The 15388-nt window shown below is 71.4% G+C and carries 11 protein-coding genes; 5 read left to right on the top strand and 6 right to left on the bottom strand.

The genetic code is table 11. The features are described from left to right. Positions 1-118 precede the first annotated feature (118 nt). Positions 119-976 carry a hypothetical protein gene (locus tag RKD20_RS09495; RefSeq protein ID WP_424877336.1) on the top strand — a complete coding sequence of 286 codons (858 nt, stop codon included), beginning with the start codon at positions 119-121 and terminating at the stop codon, positions 974-976. 55 nt (positions 977-1031) lie between these two features. On the opposite strand, the gene RKD20_RS09490 is transcribed toward RKD20_RS09495, so the two are convergent. Beyond that, on the bottom strand, positions 1032-2189 hold the full coding sequence (locus RKD20_RS09490; protein ID WP_424877335.1) for a magnesium and cobalt transport protein CorA: 1158 nt from the start codon (positions 2187-2189) through the stop codon (positions 1032-1034). A 150-nt stretch (positions 2190-2339) separates the two neighbouring features. On the opposite strand from RKD20_RS09490, the gene RKD20_RS09485 reads away from it, so the two are divergent. After that, complete coding sequence (locus tag RKD20_RS09485) at positions 2340-3446, top strand: winged helix DNA-binding domain-containing protein (RefSeq protein WP_424877334.1); 1107 nt, start codon at positions 2340-2342, stop codon at positions 3444-3446. Positions 3447-3582: 136 nt separating this feature from the next. Here RKD20_RS09485 and RKD20_RS09480 read toward each other — a convergent pair whose 3' ends face one another. The 3 genes from RKD20_RS09480 to RKD20_RS09470 all read right to left on the bottom strand — a co-directional run bounded on the left by RKD20_RS09480 (position 3583) and on the right by RKD20_RS09470 (position 8392). Continuing rightward, the gene (locus RKD20_RS09480; protein WP_424877333.1) at positions 3583-4374 is read right to left on the bottom strand and encodes a S1 family peptidase; all 792 of its coding nucleotides are present in this window, start codon (positions 4372-4374) and stop codon (positions 3583-3585) included. A 227-nt stretch (positions 4375-4601) separates the two neighbouring features. After that, complete coding sequence (locus RKD20_RS09475; RefSeq protein WP_424877332.1) at positions 4602-7418, bottom strand: helix-turn-helix transcriptional regulator; 2817 nt, start codon at positions 7416-7418, stop codon at positions 4602-4604. A gap of 143 nt (positions 7419-7561) precedes the next feature. After that, complete coding sequence (locus RKD20_RS09470; RefSeq protein WP_424877331.1) at positions 7562-8392, bottom strand: response regulator transcription factor; 831 nt, start codon at positions 8390-8392, stop codon at positions 7562-7564. Positions 8393-8508: 116 nt separating this feature from the next. On the opposite strand from RKD20_RS09470, the gene RKD20_RS09465 reads away from it, so the two are divergent. After that, the gene (locus RKD20_RS09465) at positions 8509-10176 is read left to right on the top strand and encodes an AMP-binding protein (RefSeq protein WP_424877330.1); all 1668 of its coding nucleotides are present in this window, start codon (positions 8509-8511) and stop codon (positions 10174-10176) included. After that, positions 10173-11759, top strand: coding sequence for an AMP-binding protein (locus RKD20_RS09460; RefSeq protein WP_424877329.1), 1587 nt, complete (start codon positions 10173-10175; stop codon positions 11757-11759). The genes RKD20_RS09465 and RKD20_RS09460 overlap by 4 nt, the downstream gene beginning before the upstream one ends. A 334-nt stretch (positions 11760-12093) precedes the next feature. Here RKD20_RS09460 and RKD20_RS09455 read toward each other — a convergent pair whose 3' ends face one another. Continuing rightward, complete coding sequence (locus tag RKD20_RS09455) at positions 12094-12786, bottom strand: hypothetical protein (protein WP_424877328.1); 693 nt, start codon at positions 12784-12786, stop codon at positions 12094-12096. A 200-nt stretch (positions 12787-12986) separates the two neighbouring features. Here RKD20_RS09455 and gcl point away from each other — a divergent pair, with 200 nt between their 5' ends. Continuing rightward, a complete protein-coding gene (gcl, locus tag RKD20_RS09450; protein WP_424877327.1) occupies positions 12987-14771 on the top strand; it encodes a glyoxylate carboligase in 1785 nt (594 codons plus the stop codon). A 251-nt stretch (positions 14772-15022) separates the two neighbouring features. On the opposite strand, the gene RKD20_RS09445 is transcribed toward gcl, so the two are convergent. Next, positions 15023-15262 carry a hypothetical protein gene (locus RKD20_RS09445; protein WP_424877326.1) on the bottom strand — a complete coding sequence of 80 codons (240 nt, stop codon included), beginning with the start codon at positions 15260-15262 and terminating at the stop codon, positions 15023-15025. Between the last annotated feature and the right edge of the window lie 126 nt (positions 15263-15388).

Below are 15388 nucleotides of genomic sequence, written 5' to 3'. Positions count from 1 at the left end.
GCCTGGTTCCTGCCGCTCGCCGTGCTCGCCGCCGTCCTGGGCTTCGCCTGGCGCGCCGGGGCAACCGCGAACCGACCTGCCGCGCGCGGGTTTTGTGTTGTGGGGTGGCTGGCTGGCCGTGCACACCCTGGTGTTCAGCGCCTCCAACGGCAACCACGCCTACTACACGGCCGTCATCGCCCCGGCGCTCGCCGCGCTGGCCGGCGGCGGGCTCGCGCTCTTCCGATCGGAGTACGAGGCGAAGTACGAGCCGGAGTCGGGGCGCGAGGCGGGCGGCCGGCGGCACCTGGCGCTCCCGGCGGGGATCGTGCTGACGGCGGTGTGGGCGCTGGTGCTCGACTGGCCCACCCGATTCGTCTCCTGGCTGCTGCCGGTCGTCGTGATGCTCGCGCTGTGCGGCGTGGTGGGCCTGTGGAGCCGCGGGCCGCGCACCTCCCCGCGGATGATCCAGGCCGCCCTCGCCGCCGGAATCGCGGCCACTCTGGTCGTACCGGCCGGCTGGGCCGTCTCCGGCCTCGACCCGCTCTACGCGGGCGCCGCCACCTCGCCGATGGCCGGTCCGGTCGGCAAGTCGTACTACGAGCACCCCCGTCACGCTCCGCGCAGGAGAGGGCTCGGCCGGCCCAACGCACGCGACACCGCCCTGCTCGACTACCTCACCGCGCACCGTCATGGCGAGAAGTACCTGCTCGCCACCCAGGCCGCCTACACCGCCGAGCCCCTGCTGCGCGCGGAGTCCGAGCCCATTCTCGTCATGGGCGGCTTCACCGGCAGCACGCCCTTTCCCACCGCCCAGCAGCTCGGCAGCCTCGTCGCCACCCACCAGTTGCGCTATGCGCTACTCACCACCCAGCGCCCCACCACTCCCGCCACCACCTGGGTGAAGTCGCACTGCACCCACATCCGGCCCACCGCCTACGGCCGCCACACCGACGGCAGCTTCGCCCTCTACGACTGCGGCAATTCCCAGCGGTGAGGAAGACCAAAGGACGCCAGGCTCCTGCTCGACGGCCTTCCAACGGCCTGCTTGCTCAGAGCCAGTCTCTGCGCTTGAAGATGAGGTACAAGCCGGCACATACGATGGCCATCAAGATGATCGCAAAGGGGTACCCGAACCTCCACCCCAACTCCGGCATGTGCGCGAAGTTCATCCCGTAGATCGTCCCCACCAGCGTCGGAGCGAAGAGAATCGCCGCCCAGGCCGAGATCTTCTTGATCTCCTCGTTCTGCTCGAACCCCGACTCCGCCAACGCCCGCATCTCCGCGTTCTGTTGCTGGGTGACCAGGGTCGCGTTGACCGTGAGGATGTCGGTGAGGGCCTGGCGGAAGCCGTCGACTCGTTCGCTGGTGTGGGTGACGTGGTCGGCCACGTCCCGCAGATAGCGCTGCAGTTCCTCGTCCGTGCCGTACTTGGCGAAGCCGGCCATCAGGGCGTGCAGCATGCCGACCAGGGGCCGGGTCGCGCGCTGGAACTCGACCATCTCGCGGGAGAGTTCGTAGATCCGGCGGGAGACCTCCGGGTCGCCGCGGAAGACCTCCGTCTCGATCTCGTCGATGTCGTTCTGGACGCCCGCGACGACCGGCGCGTAGCCGTCGACCACCGCGTCCAGGATGGCGTAGAGGACGGCCTCGGGGCCCAGTCTCAGCAGCTCCGGTGTCTTCTCCATGCGGTGGCGCACCGCCGAGAGATCGGGGGCCGCCCCGTGCCGGACCGTGATCACGAAGTCCGGGCCCACGAACACGTGCAGCTCGCCGAAGTCGACCTCCTCGGGGGCGTCCAGATAACGGGCCGCCCGCAGGACCACGAAGAGCGTGTCGCCGTAGCGCTCCAGCTTCGGGCGCTGGTGAGCCTCCATCGCGTCCTCGACGGCCAGCGGGTGCAGGTCGAACTCCTCGGCCAGGGAGAGGAGTTCGCTCTCGGGAGGGCGGGCCAGGCCGATCCAGGCCATGCCGGACGGCTGTTCGCGCAGTTCACGGAAGGTGTCGGCGAGGGTCGCGGGGGAGGACACGCGTACGCCGTCCCGGTACAGGGCCGCCTGGACGATGCTCGGCGGCTCCGGGTCCGGTGCGGACGGCTCCGCGCGGGCCTCCGGGTGCCGATCGGGCGCCGGTGGCTGGTTCAGGGCACGGCGCCACACGGACTTCCTGGGGCTGTTCCCCGAGTTCTTCCCGGCACGTCGCTCGGACATCGTGGCTGCCTCTCGCTCCAGGATCGGCCGATGTCGGCGTGATCACGGAGCAGGGTATACGGGGCAAATGACATCGTGGGGATGACCCCACGAGGACGCGGTGAGAGTTGCGGACAGAACCTGTCCGCATGCGCGTCTAGCGTGTTCCTCATGACGAAGACGACCACGTCGGCCCCCGTGCTCGGCATCCGCGCCCTGAACCGCGCGACCCTCGGCCGGCAGCTGCTCCTGCGCCGGTCCGGTCTGTCCGCGAAGGCCGCCGTCGGGCATCTGCTCGGCCTTCAGGCCCAGAACGTCAAGCCGCCGTACTACGCGCTCGCCGCCCGCCTCGACGGGTTCACCCCCGAGGCGCTGTCGGAGCTGATGGCCGATCGCGAGGTCGTCCGGATCGTCACCATGCGCTCGACCATCCACACCCACACCGCCGAGGACTGCCTCACCCTGCGGCCTCTCGTGCAGCCCGCCCGCGACCGCGAACTCACCACCTTCCGCAAGGGACTTGAGGGCGTCGACCTCGACCGGCTCGCCGTCCTCGCGCGGGAACTCGTCGAGGCCGAGCCGCGCACCATGAAGCAGCTGCGCGAGGCCCTCCTCGCCGAGTGGCCGGACGCCGATCCGCAGGCCCTCGCCATCGCCGCCCGCTGCAGGCTCCCCCTCGTCCAGGTCACCCCCCGCGGTCTGTGGGGCAGGAGCGGCCAGGTCGCGCTGACCACGGCCGAGCACTGGCTGGGCCGCCCGGCCGAGTCCGGCCCCGCCCCCGACGCCACCGTCCTGCGCTACCTCGCCGCCTTCGGTCCCGCCTCCGTCAAGGACATGCAGGTCTGGGCAGGGCTCACCCGCCTCCGCGACGCCTTCGAGCGGCTCAGGCCCCAACTGCGGATCTTCCGCGACGAGAACGGCGTCGAGCTCTTCGACCTGCCCGACGCCCCCCGCCCCGCCGAGGACACCCCGGCCCCGCCGCGCTTCCTTCCGGAGTTCGACAACCTGCTGCTCTCCCACGCCGACCGCACCCGCGTGGTGCCGAAGGAGTACTGGGGCCGCAGCTGGCAGGGCAACCAGGCCTACTGCACGCTCCTCGTCGACGGCTTCCTCGCGGGCGTCTGGAGGCTCACCGCGGACGCCCTCGTCGTCGAGCCCTTCGACCGGCTCACCAAGGCGCAGCGGGAGGACGTCAGCGCCGAGGGGGAGCGGATGCTCGCCACGCTCCACCCGGGGACGCCGTACGACATCCGGTTCGGGACGGTCGTACCCCACTGACCGTCCCTGCTGACCGCCCCTGTGAGAACCCGCCTCGGTCCCGGCACACATGGATAGGGGGCGCTGCGGGCCGCTCGTGGTGGCCCGCAACGCCCCCGGTCTCTCACCTGAGCGATGCTCAGGAACCTCTGGGGACCTACGAGTTGACCTGCGCGGTCACGAGGCTGGAGAAGGTGGTCAGCCGGGTGTAGACACCCGGGTAACCGGCCTGCGCGCAGCCCTCTCCCCATGAAGTGATCCCTGCCAGGACGCCCCCGATGAGCAGGGGACCGCCGCTGTCGCCCTGGCAGGTGTCTGTGCCGCCGGAGGTGTATCCGGCGCAAACCATGTCGGTCTGGACGAAGTCCGAACCGTAGGAGCTCTTGCAGCTGGAGTCGGACACGATCGGGACGGTCGCGGTCCGCAGCTGGTTGGACGAGCTGCCGCTGGAAGAGGTGGTGCCCCAGCCGAGGATGCGGGCCGTGGTGCCGGCCGCGTACACGCTCGTCTGGGAGGAGGAGACGTACGACGCCGTCGTGTACGGCATCGAGGTCGACAGGGTCAGCACGGCCACGTCGTCGCCGTTGGTGGCGTCCGTGTAGCTCGGGTTGATCCAGATCTTGCTGACCCGGCTGACCGTGCCGTTGGTGCCGTTGAGGTAGGTGCGGCCGCCGACGACTCTCACGCCGCTGGTGGTCTCGCCGACCATGCAGTGGGCCGCGGTGACCACCTTGGTCGCGGAGACCAGGGTGCCGCCGCAGAACTGGTTCTGCGAGGCGTCCGTGATCTGCATCATGAACGGGTACGAGGTCGTGGTCGTCGTCGTACCGCCGACGATGGGCTGGGGGGCGGCGACGGCGGTGGGGGCGCCGAGCAACGCGGTGGCGGCGGCAGCGGCGGTCGCCAGGGCCACGGCGCCGGCCTTCTTCGCACGGGTGAGACCGAACATCGGTGAGTCTCCTCAGGGAGTGCCGGTGGGGGGTCGCGCGGGTGTGGGGGGTGGTACACGGGGGTCGCGGGACCGACCCCCGTATGCCCGGGCGAGCGGCATGTGCATAAGCTAGAACGCGGAAGTTCCCCCTCCCAATGAGGGAACCCCCTAAGGGAGTTGGGCAGGGAAAACCCTCGGTCGGCCGTCGACCGGCCCTGGGAGACGCTGTTCTGACGGATCCTCGGCTACGGTCGGCGGCCCGCCGCCAGCCGGACGATGTCCACCCGGGAGCGGATCCCGAGCTTGCGGTAGACCCGGGTGAGTGTCGCCTCGACCGTCTTCACGCTGATGAACAGCCGCGCGGCTATCTCCCGGTTGGTGGCGCCCTCCATGACGAGCGCGGCCACCTGGCGCTCCATCGAGGCGAGCCCTTCCAGGCTGTCCAGCCCGTCCGGTGCGACGGCGGGCGCGGGCTCCGGCACCACCGGCCGGGCCAGCGCGGCCGCCTCCACCTGACGCAGCCACGGCAGCGCCCGGCAGCGCCTGAAGAGCCGGGCCGCCTCGTCGTACGAGGTCGGACCGGGCCGTCGGGTGCGCAACCGGGCCAGGGCGAAGGCGGCGCGGGCCTCCTCCAGGCCGTGGCCCAGTTTGGCGAGCCGATCCTGCACCGACGTCAACTGGACCACTGCCGCGTCGTGTTCGCCCCGCGCCGCCCGCACCAGGGCCTCGGCCCGGTCCAGTACGGCGAGCACGCTCTCCCGGCCGAGCCGCAGCGCGTTCACCCGCGTGACGTCGATGACGTCCTGCGCCTCGCCGGTCTCCCCGATGCGTACGAGGGCCTCGGCGAGGTCGCCCTGCCAGCGGCCGCGGGCCGGGTCGGTGATGCCGAGGCCGTGCTCCAGCTCGCGCACCCGGCGCAGCGAACGCACCGCCCCCTGCGCGTCCCCGGCGACGAGCTGCGCGTACCCGAGGGCGGTCAGGCCCCGGGACTCGTACATCTGGTCGCCGTTCTCCTCGGCGTGGTCGACCGCCTCCCGGGCCAGTTCGAGCGCCCGCTCGACACTGCCGCCCGAGGCCTCGGCGAGGGAGGCGAGCACGGCCGAGGCCACCTCGCCGATCCCGGTGTCCCGGGCCATCATCAGGCTCTCCCGGGCCAGGTCGAGGGCCCGGCCGCAGTGCCCTGAGCGCAGCTCGGTCTCGGCCACGCCGCGCAGGAAGTGCACCTCGCTCTCGACCGATCCGCGCCGCCGCACCTCGCGCAGCAGCGCGGTGACCGTGGCCCGGGCCTCGGGCAGCTGGTCGCTCATGATCAGCCAGCGGAAGCGGGAGTAACCGGCGCCGTTGTGATGGCAGGCCACCCGCGGGTCCTGGGGCTCCTTCAGAGCCTGCTTGATGGTCGCGGGGGCGTCCGGATGGCCCATCAGGGTCTCCAGCTGGGCCTGGAAGGACAGCGCCATCAGTTCGTTGTAGCGGTCGCCGGCCCGCGCGGCCAGCGCCGCCGAGCGCGCGGCCTCCCCGCGTGCCTCGTCGAAGTCGCCCTCGACGAGCAGCGCCCGCCAGGCCAGCTGGTAGCGGATCAGGGCGAGCAGTTCGGGGTCGTCGCCCGCGTCGGCCAGCGCCTGCGGGAAGACCGCGTCGACCTCCGTCATGGCGTGGCCCGCGGTGTCGATCACGATGATCCAGGCCCGCACCCGGTCCGCGGGCACGGTGGCCCGGGAGAGCACGTCCCGGGCGATGTCCCGGGCGAGATCCAGTTCACCGGCGGTGATCGCGTCCTCGGCCGCCGCGAGCCGCCGTACGTCCGGTGCGGGCACGGTGTCGGCGGGGGTGTGCCGTGCGGAGAGCAGCCCGAGGGAGGCGGCCATGGAGGGCGCGCCCCGGTCCCGGGCCAGGGCCGCGGCCTCGGCGAGCCGGGCGGCCACCTCCGGGTCGGCGCCGGTGGTCGCGAGGGCCAGGTGGCGGGCCCGTTCGATCGGGTCGGAGGCGGCGGTGGACAGCGCCCGGTGCGCGTCCCGCCGTTCCTGCGCGGGCGCCTCCGCGTACAGCGCGGCCGAGATCAGCGGATGCGCGAAGCGTACGGCGGGGCCCTCGGCCTCCGTCGCGAGCAGGCCCAGCGCGGCCGCCTGGGCCATCTCGGCCTCGGCGTCCCCGCGGCCGGCCGCGTGCAGCAGGGCCGGGGTGGGACGGGCGCCCGCGCTCGCCACCAGGAGGGTGCGCCGAGCGTCCTCGGACAGCATCTCCAGACGGCTGAGCACCAGGGCCCGCAGCGAGGTGGGCACCGGCAGCGGCTCGCCGGGGCGGGGCGGGGTCGGGTTCTCGGTGAGAGCGCGGCCCAGTTCCAGGGCGTAGAAGGGGTTGCCGCCGCTGGTGCGGTGGATGTCCCGGACGGTGGAGCGCTGGAGGCCGGTGTAGCCGCGGTGGTCGAGCAGCGCGGCCGTCTGGGCGCGGGTGAGCGGATTGAAGCGGACGGCGAGGCTGTCCGGGGGCAACACGCGTAGATGGCGGTCGTACTCGGGGCCGTCGGTCCGGACCGCGCACAGCATCCGTACCGGGATGTCGCCGAGCCGGCGGGCGGCGAAGCCGAGCAGTTCCAGGCTGGCCGGATCAAGCCACTGCACGTCGTCGGCGACGACCAGCACCGGCCCCTCGGCGGCGAGGGCGCGCAGCGCCGACAGCACCGCCAGGCGCAGGGCGAGGCCGTCGCGCTGGAGGGTGGACTCGCCCCGGCCGGTCAGCGCCGATTCGAGGGCGGTGCGCTGGGCGGCGGGCAGCTTGTCGGAGATGTCGTCGAGGACCAGGCCGAAGAGGTCGGCCAGGGCCAGGAAGGGGAGGTGGGATTCGGACTCGGTGGCCGAGCAGCGCAACACGGTGTGGGCCGCTTCGCCGCATTCCGCGGCCAGGGCCCGCAGGACGGTCGACTTTCCTATTCCGGCGGGGCCGTGCAGGAGCACGCTGCCGCCGCGGGTGAGCTGTTCACGGGCCTGGCCGAACAGCTCGTCCCGGCCGATGACCAGGTCGGGGCGGCCTCTCGCAGGCTCCTGGAAGTCGCGTGGCACGGTCACCGCTCCCCTCCCTGTGTCGTGTCCTGGCCAATATTAGGCAAGGTGCTTTGAAATTCGGCTGGAAGATGTGGTGAGGGAAATAACAACCCGTACCGCATGGACAAATTCAAAGTACCTGCGAATGAATGATAGGCGTACAATTGTTACGGGAGCAGTCCCGCTCGGCGTGCGGCGACCACCGCCTCGCCCCGTGTCCCGGCCCCGAGCTTCCGCATGGCCGAGCGCAGGTACGCCTTGACCGTCTCGGCGCTCACGCCCAGCCGGTCCGCCGCCACGGCGTTCGTCGCACCGGCCGCCACACAGGCCAGGACGTCCAGCTCACGAGGGGCCAGAGCGACCTCCTTCGGGGGCTCGGCGTCCCCGGCCAGGAGCGCGCACGCGTCGAGCAGCTCGGCGCGCAGCGCGGGGTCGCCGATCCGCGGGGCCAGCGCCCTGAGCGCCGTGTGGGCCTCCCGGACCTGCTCCCACGCCGAGGCGTCGCCGTGACCGGGCTCGGCGCGCGCCGCCGCCAGAACCTCCCGTACCTCGTCGCCCACGACCAGCGCCTGCTCCACGTCCCGCGCCGCGTCCACCGCCGCCGACAGCGTGCGGTCGCCCAGCGGCCGGGCGTCGCGCAGGGCGCCGTACAGCACGCCCCGCACCCGGCGCCGTACGACCACGGGCACGGCCAGCACCGAGCGCAGCCCCTCCGCGGCGACGGCGGCGTCGTACTCGTGGCTGATCTGCCGCGACAGGGAGTAGTCCGCCACGGCGCACGGGCGGGCCAGCGCGACCGTCTTGCCGCCGAGGCCGTTGCCCGAGGTCACCGCGAGTGCGAGGAGCGAGGTGGTGGCCGTACCGCTCAGTTCGCTGATCCGAATCCGCGGGCGCCCGGCCTCGACCAGACCACCGAAGGCGACCGGGAGGCCGGTGGTGCGCCGCAGCCGCGCGAGCGCACGCCGGATCTCCACCGCGCCGGCCGCGTCCACTGTCACCTGTTCGTCCCCTCACCGCGGCACACACCCCCGTTCGGGGGTAGTGAGACCTGCATCACGGATTACACGATGGCAGAGAGCCGCCCGGCAATGGTCCGGTACGAGGAGGACGCAACATGACGGCCACGGAGGACTTCCGCGGGGCGCGGGACTTCCTGCTCCAGCACCGCGAGGACTACGCCACGGCGTACGAGGGCTTCGCCTGGCCCCGCCCGCGCCACTTCAACTGGGCGCTCGACTGGTTCGACGTCATCGCGCAGGGCAACGACCGCACCGCCCTGCACATCGTCGAGGAGGACGGCAGCGAGGTCCGGCTGTCGTTCGCCGAGATGGCCGAACGGTCGAACCGGGTCGCCAACCTGCTGCGCGAACGCGGGGTGGAGGCCGAGGACCGCATCCTCGTCATGCTGGGCAACCAGGCCGAGCTGTGGGAGACGGCCCTGGCCGCCATGAAACTGCGGGCCGTCGTCATCCCGGCGACCCCGCTGCTCGGCCCCGCCGACCTGCGCGACCGCGTCGAGCGCGGCCGGGTGCGGCACGTCCTGGTGCGGGCCGAGGACGCCGCCAAGTTCGACGAGGTGCCCGGCGACTACACGCGCATCGCGGTCGGCGGGGTACCGGAGGGCTGGCAGCCGTACGAGGACGCGTACACCTCCTCCGAGGAGTTCCTGTCCGACGGCCCGACCCTGGCCGACGACCCACTGATGCTGTACTTCACCTCCGGGACGACGGCCCGGCCCAAGCTCGTCGAGCACACGCACACCTCGTACCCGATCGGGCACCTGGCGACCATGTACTGGATCGGCCTCAAGCCCGGTGACGTGCACCTCAACATCTCCTCGCCCGGCTGGGCCAAGCACGCCTGGTCCAACCTGTTCGCGCCGTGGAACGCGGAGGCGACCGTCTTCATCCACAACTACACGCGCTTCGACGCGGGCCGGCTGCTGGCGGAGATGGACCGTGCGGGAGTGACGACCTTCTGCGCCCCGCCGACCGTGTGGCGCATGCTCATCCAGGCCGACCTGACCGGGCTGCGCCACAAGCCGCGCGAGGTGGTGGCGGCGGGCGAACCCCTGAACCCCGAGGTCATCGAGCAGGTCCGGCGGGCCTGGGGCATCACCATCCGGGACGGCTTCGGCCAGACCGAGACGGCCGTGCAGGTCTCCAACAGCCCCGGACAGGTGCTGAAGACCGGCTCCATGGGCCGCCCGAGCCCCGGCTACAAGGTGGAGCTCCTCGACCCGGTGTCCGGCGCGCCCGGCGCGGCCGAGGGCGAGATCGCGCTGGACCTGTCGGCCCGGCCCGTCGGCCTGATGACCGGCTACCACGGCGACCCGGACCGCACCGCGGAGGCGATGGCGGGCGGCTACTACCGGACCGGCGACGTGGCGTCCAGGGACGAGGCGGGCTATCTGACCTACATCGGGCGCAGCGACGACGTCTTCAAGGCCTCCGACTACAAGATCAGTCCCTTCGAGCTGGAGAGCGCGCTCCTCGAACACGAGGCGGTGGCCGAGGCGGCCGTCGTGCCCGCGCCGGACGAGCTGCGGCTCGCGGTCCCGAAGGCGTACGTCGTGCTGGCGGAGGGCTGGGAGCCCGGCCCGGACACGGCCAAGGTGCTGTTCGAGCACTCCCGGCAGGCGCTGGCACCGTACAAGCGGATCCGGCGGCTTGAGTTCGCGGAGCTGCCGAAGACGGTGTCGGGAAAGATCCGTCGGATCGAGTTGCGTGAGGCCACGGCGGCGGGGTCGGACGCGGAGTACCGCGAGGAGGACTTCCGGTGAACTCGTACACGCACGGGGTGAGCACGACCGAGCTGCTCGGCGACACCATCGGGGCCAACCTGGACCGGGCCGTGGCTACCTGGCCGGAGCGTGAGGCGCTCGTCGACGTGCCGTCGGGGAGGCGTTGGACCTACGCTCAATTCGGTGCCGACGTCGACGAGTTGGCGTCCGCGCTGCTCGCCTCCGGGATCGCCAAGGGTGACCGGGTGGGCATCTGGGCGGTCAACTGCCCCGAGTGGGTGCTCGTCCAGTACGCCACCGCCCGCATCGGCGCGATCATGGTGAACATCAACCCGGCGTACCGCACCCACGAGGTCGAGTACGTCCTCAACCAGGCCGGGATCTCCCTTCTCTTCGCCTCCCTCAGTCACAGGACCAGCGACTACCGGGCGATGGTCGACGAAGTGCGCGGCAGGTGCCGGGAGTTGCGGGAGGTCGTATACATCGGCGACCCGAGCTGGCAGGCGCTGCTCGGGCGGGCCGTGCCGGACACGGCGCACCCGGAGCTGTCCTGCGACGACCCGATCAACATCCAGTACACCTCGGGCACCACGGGCTTCCCCAAGGGGGCCACCCTCTCCCACCACAACATCCTCAACAACGGTTACTTCGTGGGGGAGTTGATCTCCTACAGCGAGCAGGACCGGATCTGCGTCCCCGTGCCCTTCTACCACTGCTTCGGCATGGTGATGGGCAATCTGGCGGCGACCTCGCACGGCGCCTGCGTGGTGATCCCGGCCCCCTCCTTCGACCCGGCGGCCACCCTGATCGCGGTCCAGCAGGAGCGCTGCACCTCGCTCTACGGCGTCCCGACCATGTTCATCGCGGAGCTGAACCTCCCCGACTTCGCCACGTACGACCTCTCCTCCCTGCGCACCGGCATCATGGCGGGCTCGCCCTGCCCGGTGGAGGTGATGAAGCGGGTGGTCGCGGAGATGCACATGGCGGAGGTGTCCATCTGCTACGGCATGACGGAGACGTCCCCGGTGTCCCTGCAGACCCGCAGGGACGACGACCTGGAGCACCGCACCGGCACGGTCGGCCGCGTCCTGCCGCACATCGAGGTCAAGGTCGTCGACCCGGCGACCGGGGTCACCCAACCCCGGGGCACAGCGGGGGAGTTGTGCACCCGCGGCTACAGCGTGATGCTCGGCTACTGGAACGAGCCCGAGAAGACCGCGGAGGCCGTCGACCCGGGGCGCTGGATGCACACCGGTGACCTGGCGACGATGCGCGAGGACGGGTACGTCGAGATCGTCGGCCGCATCAAGGACATGATCATCCGGGGCGGCGAGAACATCTACCCCCGCGAGATCGAGGAGTTCCTCTACGCCCACCCGAAGATCGCGGACGTCCAGGTGGTCGGCGTCCCCCACGAGCGCTACGGCGAGGAGGTGCTGGCCTGCGTCATCCCGCGGGACCCGGCGGACCCGCCGACCCTCGACGAACTGCGCGGCTTCTGCGAGGGACGGCTCGCGCACTACAAGGTCCCGAGCCGGCTGAAGATCCTCGACGCCTTCCCGATGACGGTCTCCGGGAAGGTGCGGAAGGTGGAGCTGCGGGAGGCCTACGCGGAGGGATAGAGGTGTCCGGCTGATCAGTCCGGTGGTCGAGGAGTCCCGCGCGTCGTCGCCCGCCGGCCTGCGGGCGGTGCCGGGGATCGGGCGACGTCCCGGTCTCCGTCGCTGTCCGGTCGGGGGTTGGGTGGGTGTTGGCTGTCGGGGTGCCCGCCGTCCGGGTGTTGGCGTCGGTGCCGAGTGTTCTTGGCGCGGTCGCTCGCCGGGCGGTGCCGCGGGCCGGGTGGAGTCGAGGCGGCCTCGCCGTGCGGTGACGCGGCTCGGCGTCCCCCGTCCGGCCGGTCACGCACCAGCCCCCGCTCCGGCCGCGTGCCGCTCAAGTCGGCCCGCCGCCGGAGGCCTACCCGCCCTCCAGTTCGTCCGCCAGGCTGTTCACCGGCTGCGGTGTGCCCGTGAGGTCCAGGACGAACAGGGGGACGCCGAGGGAGTCGGCCTGGGCGCGGGCCTCGGGGGTGTAGCCGGCCAGGGAGAAGTACACGCAGTGCGCGGACTCCGTCATCGCCGTCAGCCACAGGCACTCCACGTCCCGCGGTGAGGCCGGCCGCACGGTCGGGTCGACCTGGGCCAGCAGCCCGCGGGCCGCGAGACCGATGCCGGACGGCGGCCGCTGGTCCGCGCGCCGGATGTCCTCGTAGCCGAGCCAGCGCAGATACAGCGCGGCCACGGTGACCGCGTCACGCGCGGTGCGGATCGTGATCGGCTGGAAGGCGCGCCGCGGGGGAGTGGGAGTGTCCACCTCGGCGGACACCTCCGGCTCGGGCCACGAGCAGGTCTCCCCGGACACCGGAATCCGCAGCACCGTTCCGCAGCCACAGCCCAGCTCCGGCTGGGGCCACTCGGCCTTGCGGCCGCAGACCGCGCACTCCACGGAGACCCACGCCTCGTCCCAGACCTGGTGGGTGACGGCTGTGGGCGCGCCGTGCCGGTCCAGCGGCGGGCAGACCGGGGCGCCGCACTCGCACGGGTACGACGGCGCCGCATAGAGGTGCTCGCGCCGGCAGACCGGACAGCGCACCGAGACGCTCTCGGACATGGCCTCATCGTCCTCCAGGAGGCGGCCGTCTGTCCGTCTCTTGACCACCTTCGTCCCTTGACGGCCCCGGCCCCTCCACTTACATTGCTTCCAGATAGTAGAAAACATATTCCGCAATACGGAAGTGCTCGCCGCGGGGCGCGACGGGAGTACGCATCCGACAGCCGAAGCCGTAGAAGCAGTCGAAGCAGGAGTACTCGATGGCTCGAATGACCGCTGCCCGCGCGGCAGTTGAGATCCTCAAGCGCGAAGGTGTCACGGACGCGTTCGGTGTCCCCGGCGCGGCGATCAACCCCTTCTATGCCGCGCTCAAGGCCTCCGGGGGCATCCACCACACCCTCGCCCGCCATGTCGAGGGCGCATCCCACATGGCCGAGGGGTACACGAGGACCCACCCGGGCAACATCGGTGTCTGCATCGGCACCTCAGGACCCGCCGGCACCGACATGATCACCGGCCTGTACTCCGCGACCGGCGACTCGATCCCGATCCTGTGCATCACGGGCCAGGCCCCGACCGCCGTGATCCACAAGGAGGACTTCCAGGCCGTCGACATCGCCTCCATCGCGGGGCCGGTGACCAAGATGGCGGTCACCGTCCTGGAGGCGGCCCAGGTCCCCGGCGTCTTCCAGCAGGCCTTCCACCTCATGCGCTCCGGCCGCCCGGGGCCGGTCCTGATCGACCTGCCGATCGACGTGCAGCTCACCGAGATCGAGTTCGACCCGGACACGTACCAGCCGCTCCCGGTCTACAAGCCGGTCGCGAGCCGCGCGCAGATCGAGAAGGCGCTCGCTCTCCTCAGCGAGTCCGAGCGCCCCCTTATCGTCGCCGGCGGCGGTGTCATCAACGCCGACGCGGCCGAACTCCTCGTCGAGTTCGCCGAGTTGACCGGCATCCCGGTCGTCCCGACGCTCATGGGCTGGGGCGTTCTGCCGGACGACCACGAGCTGAACGCGGGCATGGTGGGCCTGCAGACCTCGCACCGCTACGGCAACGCCACCTTCCTGGAGTCCGACTTCGTCCTCGGCATCGGCAACCGCTGGGCCAACCGCCACACCGGCAAGCTGGACGTCTACACGGCAGGCCGGAAGTTCGTCCACGTCGACGTCGAGCCCACCCAGATCGGCAGGATCTTCGCGCCGGACTACGGCATCGCCTCCGACGCCAGGGCCGCCCTGGAACTCTTCGTCGAGGTGGCAAGGGAGTCGCAGGCGGCGGGCCGGCTCCCCGACCGCTCGGCGTGGGCGGCCTCCGCGCAGGAGAAGAAGGCGACCCTCCAGCGCCGTACGCACTTCGACGACATCCCCATCAAGCCCCAGCGTGTCTACGAGGAGATGAACAAGGCCTTCGGCCCCGAGACCCGCTATGTGTCGACGATCGGCCTGTCGCAGATCGCCGGCGCCCAGATGCTGCACGTCTTCAGGCCGCGCCACTGGATCAACTGCGGTCAGGCGGGCCCTCTCGGCTGGACGATCCCGGCCGCGCTGGGCGTCGCCAAGGCCGACCCCGAGGCGCAGGTCGTCGCGCTCTCCGGGGACTACGACTTCCAGTTCATGCTCGAGGAGCTGGCCGTCGGGGCCCAGCACCGGATCCCGTACATCCACGTCCTCGTGAACAACTCCTACCTGGGCCTGATCCGCCAGGCCCAGCGGGCCTTCGACATCGACTTCCAGGTCAACCTGGAGTTCGAGAACATCAACTCCCCGGAGCTGGGCGTCTACGGCGTCGACCACGTCAAGGTCGCCGAGGGCCTTGGCTGCAAGGCGATCCGGGTGACCGACCCGGCGGAGCTGGGCGCGGCCCTGGAGCAGGCGAAGAAGCTCGCCGCCGAGTTCCAGGTCCCGGTCGTCGTCGAGGCCATCCTGGAGCGGGTCACCAACATCTCGATGTCGACGACCAACGACATAGGCAACGTGGTCGAGTTCGAGGAGATCGCGACGGAGCCGGGCCATGCGCCGACGTCGGTCAGGCCGCTGAAGGTCTGACACCGCGCACAACTGAAGGTCTGACCCCGCGCACAACTGAAGGGCGGTCCCACCGTGAAGGTCGGACCGCCCTTTCCCGTGCCCGGCTCCCCCGAAGCCGTCCCCCGTCGCGATGCCCGCCGCCCCCGTGCCGGCGAACCTCGTGTGATGAGAATGCGCCCGGGAACGCGTCCGGCAGAAGCCCCTGCATCAGGTTCAGAGCTTGATTTGAGGATTCCGTAGCCGGCCTACGACCGCTGCCGTACGCCCGCTCACCGCTCCTCGTGCTCGGACAGTCCCGGCCAGTCGTCGGGACCGCCGCCCTGCCACTCCACGATGTCGTCGTCCTCGACCTCGATCCGGTCCAGGTCGGCGAGCCGGAGCAGTTCCACGACGTCGTCCAGGTGCGAGGCGACGCCGAGGTTCTTGTCGTCCACGGTGACGCGCCGGGACCCGTCCAGGGCCGGAGCGTGCACCACGACATGCGGATGCCGTGTCGGTTGTGCTGCCATGCCTTCAGCGTCCTGCCATCCGCTGCAATCCGCACCCCGACCGTAGCCGCCACATGGAAGAGCGCCGGATACGGGACCGTCCGTATCCGGCGCTCTGGGTTCCTGCCGGTCTTGCCGGGACCGCGG

The sequence above is a fragment of the Streptomyces sp. SLBN-8D4 genome, assembly GCF_049739545.1.
Lineage (GTDB): Bacteria > Actinomycetota > Actinomycetes > Streptomycetales > Streptomycetaceae > Streptomyces > Streptomyces canus_C.
This window is presented reverse-complemented; position numbering and strand designations above follow the sequence as displayed.